Source organism: Paraburkholderia jirisanensis, assembly GCF_054782355.1.
In genome coordinates this window covers 197,617-218,183 of sequence record NZ_BAAGSQ010000029.1, presented here as the reverse complement: position 1 = coordinate 218,183, position 20,567 = coordinate 197,617, and the positions used below count along the sequence as shown (strand labels likewise).

Here is a 20,567-nt window from a genome sequence, read left to right as displayed (position 1 = left end):
GCCTTGCTGCGCGCCAGCGCGCAGGCTGCGTCCCGCTAGCCGCGCGCGTGGTTGCACGCGGCTGTCATCAACGCTTCACCATTCTAACGATAATCGGGTGCACGCCGGTGTGCGTTACCAGCCCGTCGAGGCGAGCGCGCGAGCGCCCGACGCAGGAGCGCGCGGGTGCGGCCTGCCGCAACGGTTCTTTTCAGCACGCAGCTATGGTGTAATGCCGGCATGCAAGTTACCAGCCAGTTCAAGACCGTTGCGCTCATCGGGCGCAACAATACGCCAGGCATCGGCGAGCCGCTGACCGAGCTCGCCTCGTGCATCGCGAAGCGTGGCTTCGACGTCGTATTCGAGGCCCAGACCGCGCACGAAATCGGCGTGACCGACTATCCGGCATTGCGGGCCGCCGAGATCGGCGCACGTGCCGACGTGGCGGTCGTGCTCGGCGGCGACGGCACGATGCTCGGCATCGGCCGGCAGCTCGCGCCCTACCGCACGCCGCTGATCGGCATCAACCACGGCCGGCTGGGCTTCATTACCGACATCCCGATTTCCGATATGCGGGAAGCCGTGCCGCAAATGCTCAGCGGCAGCTTCGAGCGTGAAGAACGCATGTTGCTCGAAGCGCGCATCATGCGCACCGGCGAGCCGATCTATCACGCGCTTGCGTTCAACGACGTGGTGGTGAACCGCAGCGGCGTATCCGGCATGGCGGAACTGCGCGTGTCGGTGGATGGCCGCTTCATGTACAACCAGCGCTCGGACGGCCTGATCGTTGCCACGCCCACCGGTTCGACCGCTTATGCGTTGTCGTCGTCGGGTCCGATCCTGCACCCGCAGCTCGGCGGCATCGTGCTCGTGCCGATCGCACCGCACGCATTGTCGAACCGGCCGATCGTGCTGCCCGACGGGTCGAACGTCAGCATCCAGATCATCGCGGGCCGCGACGTCAACGTGAACTTCGACATGCAGTCGTTCACGGCGCTGCAGCTGAACGACACCATCGAGGTGCGCCGTTCGCGCCATACGGTGCCGTTCCTGCATCCGATCGGCTACAGCTACTATGCGACGCTGCGCAAGAAGCTGCACTGGAACGAACATCCGTCCAGCGAAAGCGACGAGTCCGACCTCTAGCGGGCCGCGGCGGCAAGCCGTCACGCGGGCCAAACAGAACCGGCCGGAGCAAGCCAGAACAAAGCCGAACCCGACCACCCCTGATCCAAACCACCGCAAGCCGCCTGATACCACCCAACCAGACGACCTCCCATGCTTCGCCACCTCTCGATTCGCGATTTCGTCATCGTCGCCGCGCTCGATCTCGAATTCGACAGCGGCTTCACGGTCTTTTCCGGTGAAACCGGTGCGGGCAAGTCGATCCTGATCGACGCGCTCGCGCTCGCGCTGGGTGCACGAGCCGACGCGAGCATCGTACGCAACGGCGAAGCGCGCGCGGACATCACCGCCGAATTCGATACGCATGAGCAGGCCGATGCGTGGCTCGACGAGCATGCCCTCGCCGCCCAGCCTAAAGACGACTCGCACGGCGGCACGGTGCTGCTGCGCCGCGTAATCGATGCGAACGGTCGCTCGCGCGCGTTTATCAACGGCACGGTGGCAACGCTCACGCAATTGCGCGAAGTCGGCGAAATGCTGGTCGACATTCACGGCCAGCACGCACATCAGCTGCTGATGCGCGCCGACGCGCAACGCGATCTGTTCGATACGCACGCCGGGCTGATCGAGCTCGCCGCCGGCGTGACGCGCACGTGGCGCAACTGGCGCGATGCGACGCAAGCGGTCGAGCTCGCCCAAACCCGCGACCGCGAATTGCAGCTGGAGCGCGAGCGGCTCGCGTGGCAGCTGGTCGAGCTCGACAAGCTCGCGCCGCAGCCCGGCGAATGGGAAGAGGTGAACAGCGAGCACCGCCGTCTGTCGCATTCGGCGAACCTGATCGACGGCGTGCAAGGCGCGCTGTCCGCGCTGTCGGAATCGGACGACGCGATGCTCCCGCATCTGGGTTCGATTATCGCCAAGCTGCGCGATCTCGCGGAAATCGATGCTGCGCTGAACGACGCGCTCGCCGCGCTGGAGCCGGCCGAGATCCAGCTGCAGGAAGCGGCCTATTCGCTGTCGCACTATGCGCAGCGTCTGGAACTCGATCCGCAGCGCCTCGCCGAGGTCGAAAAGCGTCTGGACGGCTTGCATTCGGCCGCGCGCAAGTTCCGTCTGCAGCCCGAGTCGCTGCCCGAAGAGCACGAGGCGCGCCGCGCGCAGCTGGCCGCGCTCGATGCCGCGGCCGACCTCGATAGCCTGCGTGCCGCCGAGGCCAAGGCAAAAGACGCGTACATGGCAGAAGCGAAACAACTGTCGAAGGCACGCGGCAAAGCCGCGAAGGCGCTCGGCGCCGCGGTGACGACCGGCATGCAGGAACTGTCGATGGCGGGCGGCAGTTTCGAAGTGGCGCTGGTCGCGCTGCCGGCCGGCGGCGCGTACGGGCTCGAGCAGGTCGAGTTTCGCGTCGCGGGCCACGCCGGCGTACCGTTACGGCCGCTTGCAAAAGTCGCGTCGGGTGGCGAACTTGCGCGGATCAGCCTTGCGCTGTCGGTCATTGCCAGTACTGCCAGCCCTACGCCGACGCTGATCTTCGACGAAGTCGACACGGGTATCGGCGGTGGCGTCGCCGAGGTGGTGGGCCGGCTGCTGCATCAACTCGGCCACGATCGTCAGGTGTTGTGCGTGACGCACCTGCCACAAGTGGCGGCGCGCGGCGACCATCATTTCCAGGTCGCCAAGAGCACGAAGGGCAAGCGCGGCACGGTGAGTACGGTCACGTCGCTCGACCGCGCGAGCCGGATCGAAGAAGTCGCGCGGATGCTGGGAGGCATTGAAATCACGGCGACCACGCGCAAGCACGCAAAGGAAATGCTGACGGCGTAGCGGCACACGATATCGCCCAACGGCACCCGACAGCCGCCCTTACGCGCGCCACGCGCGCACGCATCACCCCACGCGTGCGCGCGCACCACCCATCAACCAAACACCCGCTCCCAAAGCCGCAACACCGCCGCGCACTCCTGCGCCACCACGCTCCGCTCGACGCGGGCCTTCTCCATCCCATCGAGCCGCAGCTTGTGCTGCAGCTTCCGGTAGGTCCGATACGCGGCGCCGACCGTTTCAGCCTCGTCTCCGCTCATCAGGCCAAAGCGCGACACCTCGCGCAGCAGCGCAATATTGCCGGTATTACGAATCAGCTCCGGGTCACGCGCCGCATGCAGCAGCACCCAGTACTGCACGGTGAATTCGATATCCACCATGCCACCGCGATCGTGCTTCAGATCGAACAACGGCGTGCGGTTCGGATGCCCATCCGAGACACGCTGACGCATCTCGACGATCTCTTTGGCGAGCGGCGCAGCCTCGCGCGGCGTGGTCAGCACCTGCACGCGAATCGCCTCGAACGCAACGCCGATCTGCGTATCGCCCGCGCAGTAACGAGCCCGCGTCAACGCCTGATGCTCCCACACCCACGCGGTATTGGCCGCGTCGCCTTCGCGCAGCTGGTAGCGGCGGAACGAATCGAGATCCGTGACCAGCAAGCCGGATTCGCCGTTCGGCCGCAAGCGCAAGTCGATATCGAACAGCGTGCCGGCGCCGGTCGACGTGGTCAGCCACGAGATCAGCCGGCGCGCAAAGGTCGCATAGACATCGGGCGCGCAATCGGCGGAGTCTTCATACAGAAAGATCAGATCGAGATCGGACGCATAGCCGAGCTCTTTGCCGCCCAGCTTGCCGTACGCGATGATCGCAAAGCGCGGCACATCGCGATGGCGCTTGGCGAGCTGATTCCACACAGCTTCGATCGTCACGTCGAGCACCGCATCGGCGAGCTCGGACAGCCGGTCGCTGACGTGCTCGACGCTCAATTTGCCGGCCAGATCGATCAGCAGAATGCGAAACACCTCCGCCTGGTGCGCATGGCGCAACAAGTCCATCTGCTGTTCTACACCGTCCGCCGCCGCGAGCCGCAAGCGCAACGTGCGCTTGAATTCCGGCCAGTCGAACGGGCTTGCAATCGCTTCGTCGTCGAGCAGTTCGTCGAGCAGTTGCGGATGGCGGATCAGATAGCCGGCGGCCCAGCGCGACCCGCCCAGCACCGACAGCACGCGATGCAGCGCCTGCGGGTATTCGGTCAACAGCGCAAGGTACGCGCCGCGCCGGCTCACCGCTTCGAGCAGATCGAACAGCCGTGCGATCGTGTCGCCGCGCCGCTCGGGCGGCTCCAGCGTGCGCGCCGCTTCGAGCGCGCGTTGCGCGACGCTATCGAAACGTTGCCGGCTACGCTCGACAAGGCCCGTATAGCGCGACGATTCCCACACCGCGCGCAGCCGCGCGAGCAGTTCCGCGGGCTCGGCAATGCCAAGCTCGACGAGCCGCGCGCTCAGCGCCTCGCCGGCGCTCTCGTCCGCCAGCGCGCTGCTCCACACCCACGCCGCCGTGCCGTCTTCAGGCGCACCGCAGCCACCGTCGCCATTCACCTTGTCGGCGAAAATCTGGTCGAACTGCTGCTCGACCCTTTCACGGTGTGCATCCAGCACCACCATCAAGGCCGCGTAATCCGGAAAGCCCATCGAGCCCGCCAGCGCCGCACGCTCTTCGACGTCGACCGGCATCGCATGGGTCTGCGCGTCGTTGCGGTACTGCAGCCGGTGTTCGAGTTCGCGCAGAAAGCGGTACGCCTCCGACAGCTCGGCGCACACCGCCACCGCCATCAGCCCGCGCGCCGCGGCAAGGCGCAGTACCTCGAGCGTCGGCCGGATCCGGAAGCCCGCATCCTGGCCGCCGCGGATCAGCTGGAACACCTGCGCGCTGAATTCGATCTCGCGAATGCCGCCGCGCCCAAGCTTGATGTCGTCAGCCTTGTCGGGCCGCATCGACGCGCGGCGCTGCGCTTCCTGGCGGATCTGCAGATGCAGCGCACGGATCGCGCTGATCACGCCGAAGTCCAGATAGCGGCGGTACACGAACGGCATCGCGATCGCATCGAGCAACTTGGCAAGGCGCCGCGCCGGCGCGCTGCCCTGCTCCGACACGAGCCGCCCTTTGATCCACGCGTAGCGCTCCCATTCGCGGCCCTGCACGTAGAAATACTCTTCGAGCATGCCGAGACTGCACACCAGCGGCCCGGAGTCGCCGTTCGGCCGCAGCCGCATGTCGACGCGAAACACGTAGCCGTCGCTGGTCACTTCGGCGAGCGCACCGATCACCCGCTTGCCCAGGCGTGTAAAGAATTCCTGCGTGGCGATCGCGGGGCGCGTGCCGCCGGCCGTTTCGCCGTCGTCTTCATAGACGAAGATCAGGTCGATATCCGACGACACGTTCAGCTCGCGCCCGCCCAGCTTGCCCATGCCGACCACACCGAGCGTGAGCCGCTCGCCGTCCGGCCCGCGCGGCTCGCCGTACAGTGCCTCGAGTTCCGCGGACAGCACCGCAAGCGCCCGCTGGATCGTCGCCTCCGCGAGATCGGTCATCGCGCCGGTGACTTCCGCCACGTTTGCAGCACCGGCCAGATCGCGCTCCATCACGGCGCAGAACACCTCGGTGCGCAACTGCCGCAAAGCCCGTTTCAGTGCATCTTCGCGAAGCGGCGCACCGCTTGCTGCATCGGGTTCGGTGCACAGCTCATCGAGGCGCGCTTCGATGCACGCACGCGTCAGCGGCTCGGCCGCCAACGCCGCGACCCGCCCGGCAAGCTCGGGACGTGCTACGAAAGCACGGGACGCGTAATACGAATAGTCGGAACTCAGCAATTTCGTATGGGTCATGAAGAATCTGGCTCGCTGGTTGCTTTACCAGCGGCGGAAAAAAGTTCGCCGTACAACTCGCCGCACGGCTCGGCACCAGCGCTGCCATTTGCCCGCCAGGCCGCGCCAGTACAGGGTTTGCAGGAACGACAGCGAACACCCCGTGTGATACATTTCGACGCTAGACCGCAAAACTACCATACGCCCAACTTGCCTCAGCATGTCCGAGCGAAATCTACCCGCCGACCCGCACGAAGCAGGACGCGTCAGGCCCCATAGCGGAGGAGACCACGTGATGCTTCGGCACACGTTGCGGGTCGTCTCGTGCGTGGCGCTGGCCGCATACTTCATTGCGCTCGTGCTGGTGGCCGGCTTGCGCTATGTCGTGCTGCCGCAGGTCGAATCGTTCCGGCCGCGCATCGAAGCGCTGATCTCCGAGAAAATCCACGCGCAACTTTCGATCGGCAAGCTCACGCCGCACTGGATCAGCTTCCAGCCCGGCGTCGAAGTGACCGACCTGAAAATCCGCGCGCGCGACGGCCATGTCGCGCTGACCATTCCGCACGCGACGGCAACGGTCTCATGGCGCTCGCTGTGGACCTTCAAGCCGATCCTGTCGAGCCTGATCGTGGACCAGCCGGACGTGCTGATCGAGCGCAATGGCGACGGCGCGCTGTCGGTGGCCGGCGTGCCGCTGCCGTCGGGCCACACCGGCAACGACACCTTCACCACATGGCTGCTGCGCCAGCAGGCGATGGTGATGCGCGGCGGCACGCTGCGCTGGCGCGACGCGCGCCACGACGCGCCGGAAATCGCGCTGCAGAACATCCGCCTCGCGATCCTGAACGACGGCTTGCAGCATCGTTTCGCACTACAGGCGCCGGCGGACGGCAAGGTGCTGTTCGGCCCGCTCGATTTCCGCGCCCGCTTCACGCACGCCCGGCTCGCCGCAATGGGCAAGCCGATCAACTGGAGCGGCAACGCGTATCTGTCGACCGGGCCGGTCGATCTGCCGATGCTCGCGCGCTACATCGATTTCCCGATCGAGACTTACGCCGGCCGCATCGACAACGCGATCTGGCTGGACTTCGCGCAAGGGCGGATCCAGACGGCGAGCGGCGAACTGGCGGGCAGCGACATCGCGCTGCGCGTGAAGCCGACCCAGCCGAAACTCGACGTCCCGACCGCGCGCTTCTCGTGGACCCTGCACCAGGAAAACCGCGAATACACGCTCGCGCTGCACAACCTGCACGCGGAGTTCGGCCAGCAGCCGCTCGCCGACGGCACGCCGGTGATACGCACGCTGGCGTTCTCGACGCTCGACGGCCGCTTCGTGATGCCGAGCGTCCAGCACGGCCAGCTGATCAGCATCTCGGGCGACCGCGTCGACCTCGGCATCCTCGCCGAATTCAGCCGCGCGTTGCCGCTGCCGCGCCGGCTGCTGAACGGTCTTGTGCGCTTCAACCCGCGCGGCATCGTGGCGAACTACAAGATCGAGGTCGAGCGCGACAAGCCGGAGTCCGGCCAGGCGGCCAGCGAGCGCCATGAAGTCGGCGCCGAGCCGATCGTGCGCTATACCTTCAAGGGCGACTTGCAGGGCATCAGCGTAGCGGCTCAGGAACCGCCGCCGGGGCTCACCGCGCGCGGCCATCCGCGGGCCGGCATTCCGGGCATCGAGAATCTGTGGGGCAGCGTCGATGCCGACGAAAAGCACGGCACGATTACGCTGGACAGCACCAAGGCCGCGCTCACGCTGCCCGGCGTGTTCGACGATCCGCGCCTGACCTTCGAGCGGCTGCAGGGCAAAGGCAGCTGGACCGTCGCGCCGACCATCGCGCCAGGCGAGCAGCACCGGGCCTTCAAGGTCGACATTGCCGAGCTCAACGTCGCCAACGACGACACCGCCGCGCGAGCAAGCGCCAGCTATTCGAATGTCGGCCACGGCCGCGGCTCGCTCGATCTCACCGCGAAGTTCGAGCGCGCGCAGGTCAACCGGATCGTGCGCTACCTGCCGACCAGCATCGCCGAACGCGTCCGTGTCTACCTGGGCCATGGCCTGCAGGCCGGCATCTCGCGCGGCGCGACGATCGACATCCACGGCAATCTCGACAAATTCCCTTACTCGCGCGATCCGAGCGCCGGCGAGTTCAAGATCGTCGCGCCGTTCAGCGGCGGCCGCTTCGACCCGACGCCGTTCCCGCCGCGCAAGCTGCGCAACGGCACGCCGAGCATCTGGCCGGGCTTCGAGGGCATCGACGGGCAGTTCCTGCTGAAGGAAAACCTGCTGCGCTTCGACGTGAATCGCGCGCATTACAAGCGTGTCGCGATCAACAAGGTCACCGGCAAGATCGAAGACCTCGGCAATCGCGCGTCGAGCCTCGTCATTACCGGCAACGGCCATGGCCCGCTCACCGACATGCTCGATTACGTCGACAACAGCTCGCTTGGCATCATGACGAAGCACGTCACGCAGAAAATCGACGCCGAAGGCCCCGCCGCGCTCGACCTGAAGCTGACCGTGCCGCGCGCGCCGCTCGATCCGAAGGCGCCGCGGCCGCGCGTGAGCGTGGCGGGCTCGGTGGCATTCCAGAACAACCGGCTCGCGATGGACAACCTGCCGCCGCTATCGCAACTCACCGGCAAGGTGTCGTTCACGCAGCGCACGGCGCGCGTCGAGCATCTGGCCGGGCAGTTCTTCGGCGGCGATTTCCACGCGGATGGCGGCCTGCTGGAAGACGGCACCTACACGGTCGACCTGAATGGCCACGTGGCCGCCGAGGCAGCGCGCGAACTGAAGCTGCGCGGTCTCGCGCCACAGATGCTCACGCATGTGACCGGCAACGCGCCGTACCAGCTCAGCGTACGCGGCGCCAAGGGCCGCCTGCCGGAGGTGTCCGGGCATTCCGATCTGACCGGCCTCGGGCTCGATTTCCCGGCGCCGTTCAACAAGCCGATCGGCACGCCGATGCCGCTCGATCTGTCGTTCAAGCCGTACGCAGGCAGCGGCGCCGCCGATGGCCCCGGTCCGCGCCTCGAACGCGCCGATCTGAAGTTTGGCCCGATCGCCGCAACCTACCTGCTGCGCGCCGAGCTGCATCAGATGCCGAAGGTCGAGCGCGGCGCGATCGGCGTCAACCGGCCGGCCGATCTGCCGTCTGAAGGCGTGACCGCCGCGGTCGACCTCGACAGGCTGGATGCCGACGCCTGGCGTGCACTGTTCGTACAGATGCGCAACGCGAACCAGGGCGTCGCACCGATTCCGCCTTCCGCCACGACCGCGCAGTTCGTGCCGAACCGCTTCGCGGTGCACATCGGCGAGCTGACGCTGCTCAAGCGCCACTGGGACGACGTGGTGGTCGGCGCCTCACACGTCGACAACAAGTGGCAAGCCAACGTCGCGTCGAGCCAGGTGTCCGGCTATCTGTCGTGGCTGCCAGGCGCGATCCGCGGTTCGCCGGGCACGCTGCAGGCACGCCTCGCCCGCCTCGAGATTCCGTCGGCGACCGAAAAGGATCTGCTCGGACAGGCGATGGCGCAGCCGGCGCAGAACATGCCGACGATCGACCTGATCGTCAACGAGCTGATCGTGCGCGGCCACGATATCGGCCGGCTCGAAGTCGATGCGCACAACTTCGAGGAAGACGGCGTGCCGGTCTGGCAGCTCGACAAGTTCGACATCAGCAATCCGGCCGCAACCTTCACAGCAACCGCCAACTGGCGCACCGCGCGCGATTTCGGCCCGACTTCCGACGTAACCTCAGACGCAACCTCGGACGCAACTTCCGACGAAGACACGCCGCGCCGCACGGCGCTCGACTTCAAGCTCGACGTGAAAGACGCGGGCGCGCTACTCGACCGGGCCGGCCTGCCGCGCACGCTGAAGGCGGGCGAAGGCACGCTGACCGGCAAGGTGGCCTGGCGCGGCGGCCCGACGCGGATCGACTTCCCGACCTTGAACGGCAACCTCGCAGTCGATCTGCGCCACGGAGAGATCCTGAAGGTGCATCCGGGCGTCGCGAAACTGCTCGGCGTGCTGAGCCTGCAAAGCGTCGAGCGGGTTGCGACACTGCACTTCCGCGACGTGATAGGCGAAGGACTACCGTTCGAAAGCGTGACGGGCACCGCGCAGATCACCGACGGCGTCGGCCGCACCGACAATTTCCAGGCGATCACCGCGCCGGCGCGCGCCGAAATGAAAGGCACCGTCGATCTCGCGCACGAAAGCCAGGACCTGACCGTGCACGTGATCCCAACCGTCAGCGCAGGCGTCGGCGTGCTCGCCGCGGCCATCATCAATCCGTTGATCGGGCTGGGGGCGCTGGTCGGCGACATCGCGCTGTCGCAATCGATCCGCCACGCGTTCGCGCTCGACTATGCGATCACCGGTTCGTGGCGCAAACCGCACGTCGAGCGGGTGCACGGCGATCGCGGTAATATGGACGGCGTACCGGCCACGGAGGCGGCGCAAACGCCGGCCCAGTAGCCCGTAGCGGGCCTTGGGGCAGCGGTAAGCGATGCGCGGCAACAAGCGTTGTGCAGGAATCTTGCGATGCCGCATGCATGATCCGCGGCACTTGCGTTGCGCACGCCTGATTGCGTTCGCTACATGCATTGGCTGCCTGCCTCCGCTACGCGGCATCGCACCACTTCCCGCGGGCCGGCAATGTCTGAATCACGCAGTCTTCGCCGCGCAGTTCTGGTTGATATCCGGCGGCATACGCCGTGCGTCGCCGCCCTGAAGGAGTCTTTCGCAAGCTCATGAGCGATCAACACGCGCAAATTTCGCCCACCGCACCGTCTTTTCGCGTCGCGGCGCTGCAAATGGTCAGCACCCCCGATCGCGAGCGCAACCTTGCCGATGCCGAAACACTGATCGCGCAAGCCGCCGCCGACGGCGCCCAACTCGTCTTGCTGCCCGAATACTTCTGCTTCATGGGCTTCAAGGACACCGACAAGCTCGCGGTCCGCGAGGCTTACCGCGACGGCCCGATCCAGCGTTTTCTCGCCGATGCGGCGCGCCGGCACCGCGTCTGGGTGATCGGCGGCACGCTGCCGCTGACCGCCCCGGAACCGTCGCGCGTGCTGAACACGACGCTGGTGTTCGACCCGGACGGCAACGAAGCCGCCCGCTATGACAAGATCCACCTGTTCAGCTTCGAAAAGGGCGAAGAATCGTTCGACGAAGCCCGCACCATCCGCCCCGGCGAAGCGGTGCGGACCTTCGACGCGCCGTTCGGCCGGGTCGGCCTGTCGGTCTGCTACGATCTGCGCTTTCCGGAGCTGTACCGGCAACTGGGCGACTGCGCGCTGATCGTGGTGCCGTCCGCCTTCACGTATACGACCGGCCGCGCGCATTGGGAAACGCTGTTGCGCGCGCGGGCGGTGGAAAACCAGTGCTATGTGCTCGCGGCAGCGCAAGGCGGCAAACACGAAAACGGCCGCCGCACGTGGGGACATACCATGTTGATCGATCCGTGGGGCGAAATCCTCGACGTTCGCGACGAAGGCGCGGGCGTGGTTGCCGGCACGATCGAACGCGCACGCATCGACGAAGTGCGGCAGAGCCTGCCGGCCTGGCGTCACCGCGTGCTTGCCTGACACTGCCTTAGCGCGATGAATTTTGCGCAACCGAGCATCGTTGCATTGAAAGCGCGCCGCCTGTCACCCATATCGTCGGGGCGCACCGTCCGAATCCATTGAATCGAGCAGAACCTACTTCGCATGAACATTATCGAACCCAGCATCCGTAATCTTGCGACCGCGAAGGACGTGCTCCTCACGCCCTACGGCCTCGACGAATCCGTGCTGATCCGCACGCTCGCCGATATCTTCACGCACCGCGTCGACTACGCCGACCTGTACTTCCAGGCCACGCGCAGCGAAGCGTGGAGCCTCGAAGAAGGCATCGTCAAATCAGGCAGCTTCAGCATCGACCAGGGCGTCGGCGTGCGCGCCGTGTCGGGCGACCGCACTGCCTTCGCGTATTCGGACGATCTGTCGCCGGACGCAATCCGTCAGGCCGCGATCGCCACGCGCGCAATCGCGAAGGCCGGCGGCGGCAAGCAGAAGATCAAACCCGCTTCGTCGCTGATCGGCGTGGCCGGGCGCGATCTGTACCTGCCGTCCGATCCGCTGCACTCGCTCGATGCGACCGCCAAGGTCAAGCTGCTCGAGCGCGTCGAGCAGATGGCGCGCGGCCGCGACCCGCGCATCACGCAGGTGATGGCGGGGCTTGCCGGCGAATACGACGTCGTGCTGGTGGCACGCAGCGACGGCGCGCTCGCCGCGGACATCCGTCCGCTGGTGCGGGTTTCGGTGACGGTGATCGCCGAACAGAACGGCCGCCGCGAGATCGGCAGCGGCGGTGGCGGCGGCCGCTTCGATTACAGCTATTTCACCGACGAAGTGCTGTCCCGTTATGTGGACGACGCGGTGCATTCGGCGCTCGTCAATCTCGATGCGCGGCCCGCGCCCGCCGGCGCGATGACTGTGGTACTCGGACCGGGCTGGCCGGGCGTGCTGCTGCATGAAGCGATCGGCCACGGTCTCGAAGGCGACTTCAACCGCAAGGGCTCGTCGGCGTTTGCCGGCCGCATCGGCGAACAGGTGGCGGCCAAGGGCGTGACGGTGGTCGACGACGGTACGCTGCCGAATCGCCGCGGCTCGCTCAATATCGACGACGAAGGCAATCCGACGCAGTGCACGACGCTGATCGAAGACGGCATCCTGAAGGGCTACATCCAGGACACGCTGAACGCACGGCTGATGAAGATGCCGGTAACCGGCAACGCGCGCCGCGAATCGTACGCCGCGCTGCCGATGCCGCGCATGACGAACACCTACATGCTGAACGGCGACAAGGATCCGCAGGAAATCATCGAATCGGTCAAGCACGGCCTGTATGCGGTGAACTTCGGCGGCGGCCAGGTCGACATCACGAATGGCAAGTTCGTGTTCTCGGCGTCCGAGGCCTACATGATCGAGGACGGCAAGATCAGCTACCCGGTGAAGGGCGCCACGCTGATCGGCAGTGGGCCGGAATCGCTCAAGTACGTCAGCATGATCGGCAACGATATGTCGCTCGATACCGGCGTCGGCGTGTGCGGCAAGGAAGGCCAGAGCGTGCCGGTGGGCGTCGGTCAACCGACATTGCGGATCGACCGGATGACGGTCGGCGGCACGGTTTGAACGCGAGGTAACGCGCAGCTGGTCCGCACGTTTTCCGCGCAAATCGCGCAAAGCGTGCGGATTATCCGCATTTTTATCCCCCGCAGCTTGTCAATCGAGCCTGCTCGGGTTATAAAGCCAATCAACCTTTTTTGACGAACAACCCCGTTTCCGCCATGTCCGCCAAGTTTTATTTTTATTTTTTCTGGGCATCTCAGACCGCTGGCGGATCGAGAGGGGTGTTAGCGCAGTAAAGGCAAAACCCGAAATTCCCGAAAAACCGTCAGCGAGTCTGGCGGTTTTTTTTTGCCTCTCGCCCAAACAACACATACGCACGCGTTAGAACCCTGGAGAACCAGCATGCCCCCGCACAATACCGACGATGTCCGCATTCGCGAGCTGAAGGAACTCGTGCCGCCCGCACACCTGATCCGCGAATTCCCCTGCAGCGAGAAACTGTCGGACCTGATCTTCAGCACCCGGCAGGCCGCGCATCGCATCCTGCACGGGATGGACGACCGCCTGATCGTGATCATCGGGCCGTGCTCGATCCACGATCCGAAAGCGGCGCTCGAATACGCGGGGCGCCTGCTCGAACAGCGCAAGCGTCTTGCCGGCGAGCTCGAGATCATCATGCGCGTGTACTTCGAAAAGCCGCGCACGACAGTGGGCTGGAAAGGTCTGATCAACGATCCGCATATGGACAACAGCTTCAAGATCAACGACGGCCTGCGTACCGCGCGCGAACTGCTGATGAACATCAACGAGCTCGGGCTGCCCGCCGGCAGCGAGTACCTCGACATGATCAGCCCGCAGTACGTCGCCGATCTGATTTCGTGGGGCGCGATCGGCGCGCGCACCACGGAATCGCAGGTGCACCGCGAACTGGCCTCAGGCCTGTCGTGCCCGGTCGGCTTCAAGAACGGCACCGACGGTAACGTGAAGATCGCCGTCGACGCGATCAAGGCGGCGTCGCAGCCGCACCATTTCCTGTCGGTGACGAAGGGCGGCCATTCGGCGATCGTGTCGACCGCCGGCAATGAAGACTGCCACATCATCCTGCGCGGCGGCAAAGTGCCGAACTACGATGCGCAGAGCGTGAACGCGGCCTGCGCCGATATCGGCAAGGCGGGCCTGGCCGCGCGTCTGATGATCGATGCGAGCCATTCGAACAGCTCGAAGAAGCATGAGAACCAGATTCCGGTGTGCGCGGACATCGCGCGCCAGATCGCCGGTGGCGACGAGCGGATCGTCGGCGTGATGGTCGAATCGCATCTGGTGGCCGGTCGCCAGGATCTGCAGGAAGGCTGCGCGCTTACCTATGGGCAGAGCATCACCGATGCCTGCATCAGCTGGGACGAAAGCATCCCCGTGCTCGACGGACTCGCCGAAGCAGTGAAACAACGCCGCATCGCGCGCGGCAGCGGCAACTGATATCGAAGACACCTGCGAGGCGCGCGCCTCGTTATCTGCATTGACTGGCGATGCCGCGAACCGGCGTCGCACGAAAGCCCGGCCTCTGTGCCGGGCTTTTTTTTATCCTTTTTTTGATCACTTTCTGTTGATCGTTAGCCATCCGGACGAATGGTGGTTCATCTGCAACCCCGGTACCGTAACGGTTGTGACAGGCAGGTTGAGGGACACAAAAAGAACTTGACCGGAAGGAGTTTACCCGTATAAAATTTTGTACATGAAGGGAGTCTATGAGTCAGGAGAAAGAAATTCGCTGGGTAGGTTCCAGCTATGACGACCTTCTCGAGTTTCCAGACGAAGCACGCCGGCAAGCAGGTTTTCAGCTTGCCAAGGTGCAAGCCGGCCTCGATCCGGACGACTGGAAACCCTTCGATGTTGTCGGTACCGGCACGCGTGAAATTCGCATCAAGGAAGCAGCAGGCGTATTTCGCGTGATGTATGTCGCCAAGTTTGTGGATGCGGTGTATGTCCTGCATTGTTTTCACAAGAAAACGCAGGCTACCAGCAAGCAAGACAAGGAAATCGCTGAAGCGCGTTATCGCGCGGTGGCTAACGTTAGGAAGGCATAGCAATGGTGATCGATACCAAAATCCGCCATGTGACCAAACCCGGCGCGAACCTGTTCCTCGAGCTCGGGTTCTCGGCCGAGGAGGCGAAGCGCCTGCACGCGGCTTCGCAAAAGCAGATCAACGATACGCGTTTGCTGAAAGAGCAACTGATGACCGAGCTGTCGAGCTGGATCGAACAGCATCATCTGAAGCAGTCCGAGGCCGCCGAAATTCTGATGGTGTCGCGGCCGCGCGTGTCCGATGTGGTCAACAAGAAAACCGCCAAGTTCACGATCGACACGCTCGTCGAAATGATGAGCAGGATCGGCAAGCCGGTTACGCTCGCGGTCGGTTGAAGGTGGCTCGGGTTGCGGCCTGTGAAGGCTGTTCGTGTCAACCCGCCTCGATGCCAACTGGCATGGTTACTTCGGCGCGCGGTCGTGCCGCCACAGCACATCGCTGCCGCCGTTCATCCGGTTCAGCACGCGGGCCAGCACGAACAGCAAATCCGATAGGCGATTCACATAGCGCCGCGGTGCCGCGCTGACCGTATCGACAGCGCCCAGCGCAACGATCGCGCGTTCCGCGCGCCGACACACGGTTCGGCACACGTGTGCGAGCGAAGCTGCGCGCGTGCCAGCAGGAAGGATGAACTCCTTCAAAGGCGGCAACGTCGCGTTGTAGTCCGCCAGCCATGCGTCGAGACGGCCCAGGTGCGCGTCCGTCACCATCGTATGGCCGGGCACACTCAGCTCGCCGCCCAGATCGAACAGGTCATGCTGAATCGCGGTGAGCGCTTCGCGCACATCGTCGGGCAATGCCTCACATAGCAGCACGCCGATATGCGAATTGAGCTCATCCACTTCGCCGATCGCCGCAATGCGCGCGTCGTCCTTGCGTACGCGCCGCCCGTCGCCCAATCCTGTGGTGCCGTCGTCGCCGGTGCGAGTGGCGATCTTGCTCAAGCGATGACCCATGATGTCGTCCCGTTCGGTCGGCCTCGATGCCGCAGTATGCGCATCCGTCGGTGGCGTCATTATAGGTTCCGCGGGTCAGCCGGTTTGCAGTCGTAGAGGGCGGCTGCCGGCCGCGCATCCGGCTGGACGTTCGGCGTAGAATGATTGGAAAACCAGCCTGTCAATACAGGCACTCAAGGAGACTCGCGTGAACCATCCCACGCCGCCCGCCCCGGTGCGCCGCCCTCGCCCCTTCCCCGCCGAATTGCTGGCATCGTTGAAGTCGGAGTTTGGCGAGCGCGTGTCGACCGCCGAAGCGGTACGCACCAATCACGGTCGCGACGAGTCGCCATTCGATCCGCAATTGCCCGATGCTGTCGTTTTTGCACGCAATACCGAGGACGTGCAAGCCGCCGTGCGCTTGTGTGCCCAGCATGGCGTGCCGATCATTCCGTACGGCAACGGCTCGTCGCTCGAGGGTCATCTGCTGGCAGTGCAAGGCGGCGTGTCGATCGATCTTTCCGAGATGAATCATGTGCTGTCGATCAACCCGGAAGACCTTACCGTCACCGTCGAACCCGGCATTTCGCGCAAGCAGTTAAACGAAGCGCTGCGCGACACTGGCCTCTTTTTCCCGATCGATCCGGGTGCGGACGCGAGCATCGGCGGCATGTCGGCGACGCGTGCGTCCGGCACCAATGCCGTGCGCTACGGCACGATGCGCGAGAACGTGCTCGGCCTGAAGGTCGTGCTCGCCGACGGCAGTGTGATGCGCACCGGCACGCGCGCGCGCAAATCGTCCGCGGGCTACGATCTGACACGGCTCTTCGTGGGCTCGGAAGGCACGCTAGGCGTCATCACGGAAATCACGCTGCGGCTCTACCCGCAACCTGAGGCCGTGTCCGCCGCCGTATGCGCGTTCCCTTCGATGCAAAGCGCCGTGCGCACGGTGATCGAAACCATTCAGATGGGTGTGCCGATCGCGCGCGTCGAATTTGTCGACTCGCTGGCCATCCGCGCGATCAATCGCCATTCGCACCTGACGCTGCGCGAAGCACAGACCTTGTTCTTCGAGTTTCACGGCACTGAAAGCGGCGTGAAGGAACAGGCCGAACTCGTGCAGGAACTGGCAGCGCAGAACGGCGGTGAAGATTTCGAATGGGCGACGCGCGCCGAAGACCGCAGCCGTCTATGGAACGCGCGGCACAACGCGTATTTTGCAATGCTGCAGCTAAAGCCCGGCTGCCGCGCCGTCACCACCGACGTCTGCGTGCCGATCTCGCGTCTGGCCGAGTGCGTTACCGAAACAGAGCAAGACCTGATCGCGTCGCCGCTGCCTTGCCCGATCGTCGGCCATGTCGGCGACGGCAACTTCCACGTCGCGATACTGATCGATCCGGCCCGGCCCGAAGAACTCGCGGAAGCGGAGCGACTGAACCAGCGCATCGTGCAGCGCGCGTTGCGCATGGACGGCACCTGCACCGGCGAGCATGGCGTCGGCCTGCACAAGATCGATTTTCTGGTCGAAGAAGCCGGTCCGGTTGCGATCAACACGATGCGTGCAATCAAGCGGGCCCTCGATCCGCAGAACCTGATGAACCCCGGCAAGATCTTTTCGTGGGCGGCGTAGCGTAACGCCAGTAACGCTAGTAACGCCAGTAACGCTACGCGCCATGCCCGTACGCCAGACGCGCCGCCATACAAACCAATCGAACGCAACGGCGCCGCGCCCTGAAGCAAAGGAACAACGAGGAGACCGACAATGAACGCCCCTGCCGAACTATCGGCCGAAGTGCTCGCGCAGCGCCAGCGCGAAGTGGTACAGGCTTTGATGGCCGTTCTGCCGACTCACTGCCTGCTGTATCGCGAAGAAGATACCGTCGCGTACGAGTGCGACGGTCTCGCCGCCTATCGGCGTCTGCCGCTGGCGGTCGTCTTGCCGGAAACCGAATCGCAGGTGCAGCGCGTCGTGCAGATCTGCCAGCGGCTCGGCGTGCCGATCGTGCCGCGCGGCGCGGGCACCAGTCTGTCGGGTGGCGCGATGCCGATCCGTCACGGGGTGGTGGTGTCGCTTGCGCGCTTTCGCAAGATTATCGAAGTCGATCCCTACGCGCGAACCGCTACCGTGCAGCCCGGCGTGCGCAACCTGTCGATCTCGGAAGCCGCCGCGCCTTACGGCCTTTACTATGCGCCCGACCCTTCGTCGCAGATCGCGTGCACGATCGGCGGCAATGTCGCGGAAAACTCCGGCGGCGTGCATTGCCTTAAATATGGGCTCACGGTGCATAACGTGCTGCGTGTGCGCGCCATCACGATGGAAGGCGACATCGTCGAGTTCGGCTCGTTGAGCCCCGATGCGCCCGGTCTCGATCTGCTCGCCGTGCTGGTGGGTAGCGAGGGCATGTTCGCGATCGTCACCGAAGTCACGGTCAAGCTGATTCCGAAGCCGCAAACCGCGCAGGTGATCATGGCCAGCTTCGACGATGTCGTCAAAGGCGGCGATGCGGTGGCTGGCATCGTTGCCGCGGGCATCATTCCGGCCGGCCTCGAGATGATGGACAAGCCGGCTACGCGCGCGGTCGAGGAGTTCGTCAAGGCGGGCTACGATCTCGACGCGGCCGCGATCCTGCTATGTGAATCGGACGGCACGCCCGAGGAAGTGAGCGAGGAAATCGTGCGGATGACGGCCGTGCTGCGCGAACACGGCGCGACGCGCATCCAGATTTCGCGCACGGAAACCGAGCGGCTGCGCTTCTGGTCGGGCCGCAAGAACGCCTTCCCGGCCGCGGGCCGCATTTCGCCCGATTACTACTGCATGGACGGCACGGTACCGCGCCGCAGCATCGGGCCGCTGCTCGCACGCATCGAACAGATGGAAAAGAAATACAACCTGCGTTGCATCAACGTGTTTCATGCAGGCGACGGCAATATGCACCCGCTGATCCTCTTTAACGGCAACGACCTCGACGAGTGGCACCGCGCCGAGGCATTCGGCAGCGATATTCTCGAGACCTGTGTCGAACTGGGCGGTACGGTCACTGGCGAGCATGGCGTGGGCATCGAGAAGATCAATTCGATGTGCGTGCAATTTTCCCCGCAGGAGCGCGATGCGTTTCATGCGGTCAAGCGCGCCTTCGACCCGCCGGGCCTGCTGAATCCGGATAAGGGCATTCCTACGCGGGCCCGGTGCGCCGAGTACGGCAAGATGCATATTCGAGGCGGCCTGTTGCCGCACCCCGAGTTGCCGCGCTTCTAGGCGCCGCTGCTGCGGCACGACGTCCGGTAGCGCCCTGCATCGCGCGTCACGGCGCGTGGCATGCGCTACGCGTAATGCGTATGCAAACGGTAGCGCCACTTGCAGCAGCACCGCACGAACCTGTACGTCGAGCCCGGCGTCCACTCCGGAATCCACCCCGGCAACACACGCAAACCACGCTCTACGCGGCCCGCTTCGGCGGCAACCCGTACGGGTCCGCTCCGGGTTGTCAGCCCGGCGCCGGCCGGTACAATCGAAATCAATACAACGAAGCACGACGCCATGGAAGAGGACGACATCGTCGCCGTTTGGTCCGAACGCATCCGTGCGGCTAGCGCCGACCGACACCCGGTGCGGATTCGCGGCGGCGGCACGAAAGACTGGTACGGCCAGTCGTTGCAAGGGGAGATCCTCGACACGCGCGCCCACCGGGGCATCATTGCGTACGACCCGGCGGAACTGGTGATCACCGCGCGCGCCGGCACGCCTTTGCTCGAAATCGAAGCGGCGCTCGCCGAGCATAACCAGATGCTCGCCTTCGAGCCGCCGCACTTCGGCCCACAGGCCACGTTCGGCGGCTGCATTGCGGCGGGCCTCGCGGGGCCGCGCCGTCAATCGGCCGGCGCACCGCGCGACTTCGTGCTGGGTGCGGTCATGATGAACGGTCACGGCGAAGTGCTGCATTTTGGCGGACAGGTGGTCAAGAACGTCGCGGGCTACGACGTATCGCGGCTGATGGCGGGCTCGCTCGGCACGCTCGGGCTGCTTCTCGAGCTATCGGTGAAGGTGCTGCCACGACCGAAGGCGGAAGCCACGCTGAAGTTCGACATGAACGGTACCGACGCGGTCCGCAAGCTCAACGAATGGGGCGGGCGGCCGTTGCCGGTCACCGCGAGCGCGTGGCGCAACGGCACACTTGCGTTGCGTCTGGGCGGTGCGGAAGCGGCGGTCAAATCGGCGCGTTCGTCGCTGGGCGGCGAAGTGGTCGATGCGGTCGAAGCCGAACGCTTCTGGGCCGGCTTGCGCGAGCAGACCGACCCATTCTTCGCGGCGATCGCGCCGCAAGCAGCGCTCTGGCGTCTTGCATTGCCCACCATCACCGAACCATTGCAACTGCCGGGTGCGCAGTTGATGGAATGGGGCGGCGCGCAGCGCTGGTGGATCACCGATGCGGACGCGCAAACCGTGCGTATCAGCGCGAAGCAGGCTGGCGGCCACGCGACCATCTTCCGCACCGGCCAGGGTTATGACCGCAGCGCGGGCGTGTTCACGCCGCTGCCCGCGCCGCTGATGAAGATTCACCGCGGCCTGAAGGCCGCCTTCGACCCGGCTCGCATCTTCAATCCCGGCCGGCTGTATCCCGACTTCTGAGCGC

Annotated in this window: 13 protein-coding genes; 11 read left to right on the top strand and 2 right to left on the bottom strand. The window is 65.1% G+C overall.

The features are described from left to right. Positions 1-219: 219 nt before the first annotated feature. Both ACYVNQ_RS26705 and recN read left to right on the top strand, forming a co-directional pair. Complete coding sequence (locus ACYVNQ_RS26705; protein ID WP_460906492.1) at positions 220-1,125, top strand: NAD kinase; 906 nt, start codon at positions 220-222, stop codon at positions 1,123-1,125. 132 nt (positions 1,126-1,257) lie between these two features. After that, positions 1,258-2,928: a DNA repair protein RecN gene (gene recN / locus ACYVNQ_RS26700; protein WP_460906490.1), complete on the top strand. Its 1,671-nt coding sequence runs from the start codon at positions 1,258-1,260 to the stop codon at positions 2,926-2,928. 92 nt (positions 2,929-3,020) lie between these two features. Here the strand turns inward: recN and glnE are convergent, their stop codons facing one another. Continuing rightward, positions 3,021-5,813, bottom strand: coding sequence for a bifunctional [glutamate--ammonia ligase]-adenylyl-L-tyrosine phosphorylase/[glutamate--ammonia-ligase] adenylyltransferase (gene glnE / locus ACYVNQ_RS26695; protein WP_460906488.1), 2,793 nt, complete (start codon positions 5,811-5,813; stop codon positions 3,021-3,023). A 199-nt stretch (positions 5,814-6,012) separates the two neighbouring features. On the opposite strand from glnE, the gene ACYVNQ_RS26690 reads away from it, so the two are divergent. The 6 genes from ACYVNQ_RS26690 to ACYVNQ_RS26665 all read left to right on the top strand — a co-directional run bounded on the left by ACYVNQ_RS26690 (position 6,013) and on the right by ACYVNQ_RS26665 (position 15,336). After that, on the top strand, positions 6,013-10,275 hold the full coding sequence (locus ACYVNQ_RS26690) for a YhdP family phospholipid transporter (RefSeq protein ID WP_460906486.1): 4,263 nt from the start codon (positions 6,013-6,015) through the stop codon (positions 10,273-10,275). 275 nt (positions 10,276-10,550) lie between these two features. Continuing rightward, positions 10,551-11,390 carry a carbon-nitrogen hydrolase family protein gene (locus ACYVNQ_RS26685; protein ID WP_460906484.1) on the top strand — a complete coding sequence of 280 codons (840 nt, stop codon included), beginning with the start codon at positions 10,551-10,553 and terminating at the stop codon, positions 11,388-11,390. Positions 11,391-11,513: 123 nt separating this feature from the next. After that, positions 11,514-12,980 carry a metalloprotease TldD gene (gene tldD / locus ACYVNQ_RS26680; RefSeq protein ID WP_460906482.1) on the top strand — a complete coding sequence of 489 codons (1,467 nt, stop codon included), beginning with the start codon at positions 11,514-11,516 and terminating at the stop codon, positions 12,978-12,980. 339 nt (positions 12,981-13,319) lie between these two features. Further along, entirely contained in the window at positions 13,320-14,393 is a 1,074-nt protein-coding gene (gene aroG / locus ACYVNQ_RS26675; protein WP_460906480.1) for a 3-deoxy-7-phosphoheptulonate synthase AroG, read from the top strand. A 269-nt stretch (positions 14,394-14,662) separates the two neighbouring features. Beyond that, entirely contained in the window at positions 14,663-15,001 is a 339-nt protein-coding gene (locus ACYVNQ_RS26670; protein WP_460906478.1) for a type II toxin-antitoxin system RelE/ParE family toxin, read from the top strand. Between the two features lie 2 nt (positions 15,002-15,003). Next, complete coding sequence (locus tag ACYVNQ_RS26665; protein WP_460906476.1) at positions 15,004-15,336, top strand: helix-turn-helix domain-containing protein; 333 nt, start codon at positions 15,004-15,006, stop codon at positions 15,334-15,336. A gap of 66 nt (positions 15,337-15,402) precedes the next feature. Here the strand turns inward: ACYVNQ_RS26665 and ACYVNQ_RS26660 are convergent, their stop codons facing one another. Continuing rightward, positions 15,403-15,957, bottom strand: coding sequence for a cob(I)yrinic acid a,c-diamide adenosyltransferase (locus ACYVNQ_RS26660; protein WP_460907701.1), 555 nt, complete (start codon positions 15,955-15,957; stop codon positions 15,403-15,405). A 187-nt stretch (positions 15,958-16,144) separates the two neighbouring features. Here ACYVNQ_RS26660 and ACYVNQ_RS26655 point away from each other — a divergent pair, with 187 nt between their 5' ends. The 3 genes from ACYVNQ_RS26655 (at position 16,145) to glcE (ending at position 20,563) form a co-directional block, all read left to right on the top strand. Beyond that, the gene (locus tag ACYVNQ_RS26655) at positions 16,145-17,566 is read left to right on the top strand and encodes an FAD-binding oxidoreductase (protein WP_460906474.1); all 1,422 of its coding nucleotides are present in this window, start codon (positions 16,145-16,147) and stop codon (positions 17,564-17,566) included. A 132-nt stretch (positions 17,567-17,698) separates the two neighbouring features. Continuing rightward, a complete protein-coding gene (locus ACYVNQ_RS26650) occupies positions 17,699-19,192 on the top strand; it encodes an FAD-linked oxidase C-terminal domain-containing protein (protein ID WP_460906472.1) in 1,494 nt (497 codons plus the stop codon). Positions 19,193-19,474: 282 nt separating this feature from the next. Continuing rightward, the gene (gene glcE / locus ACYVNQ_RS26645) at positions 19,475-20,563 is read left to right on the top strand and encodes a glycolate oxidase subunit GlcE (protein WP_460906470.1); all 1,089 of its coding nucleotides are present in this window, start codon (positions 19,475-19,477) and stop codon (positions 20,561-20,563) included. Positions 20,564-20,567: the final 4 nt, after the last annotated feature.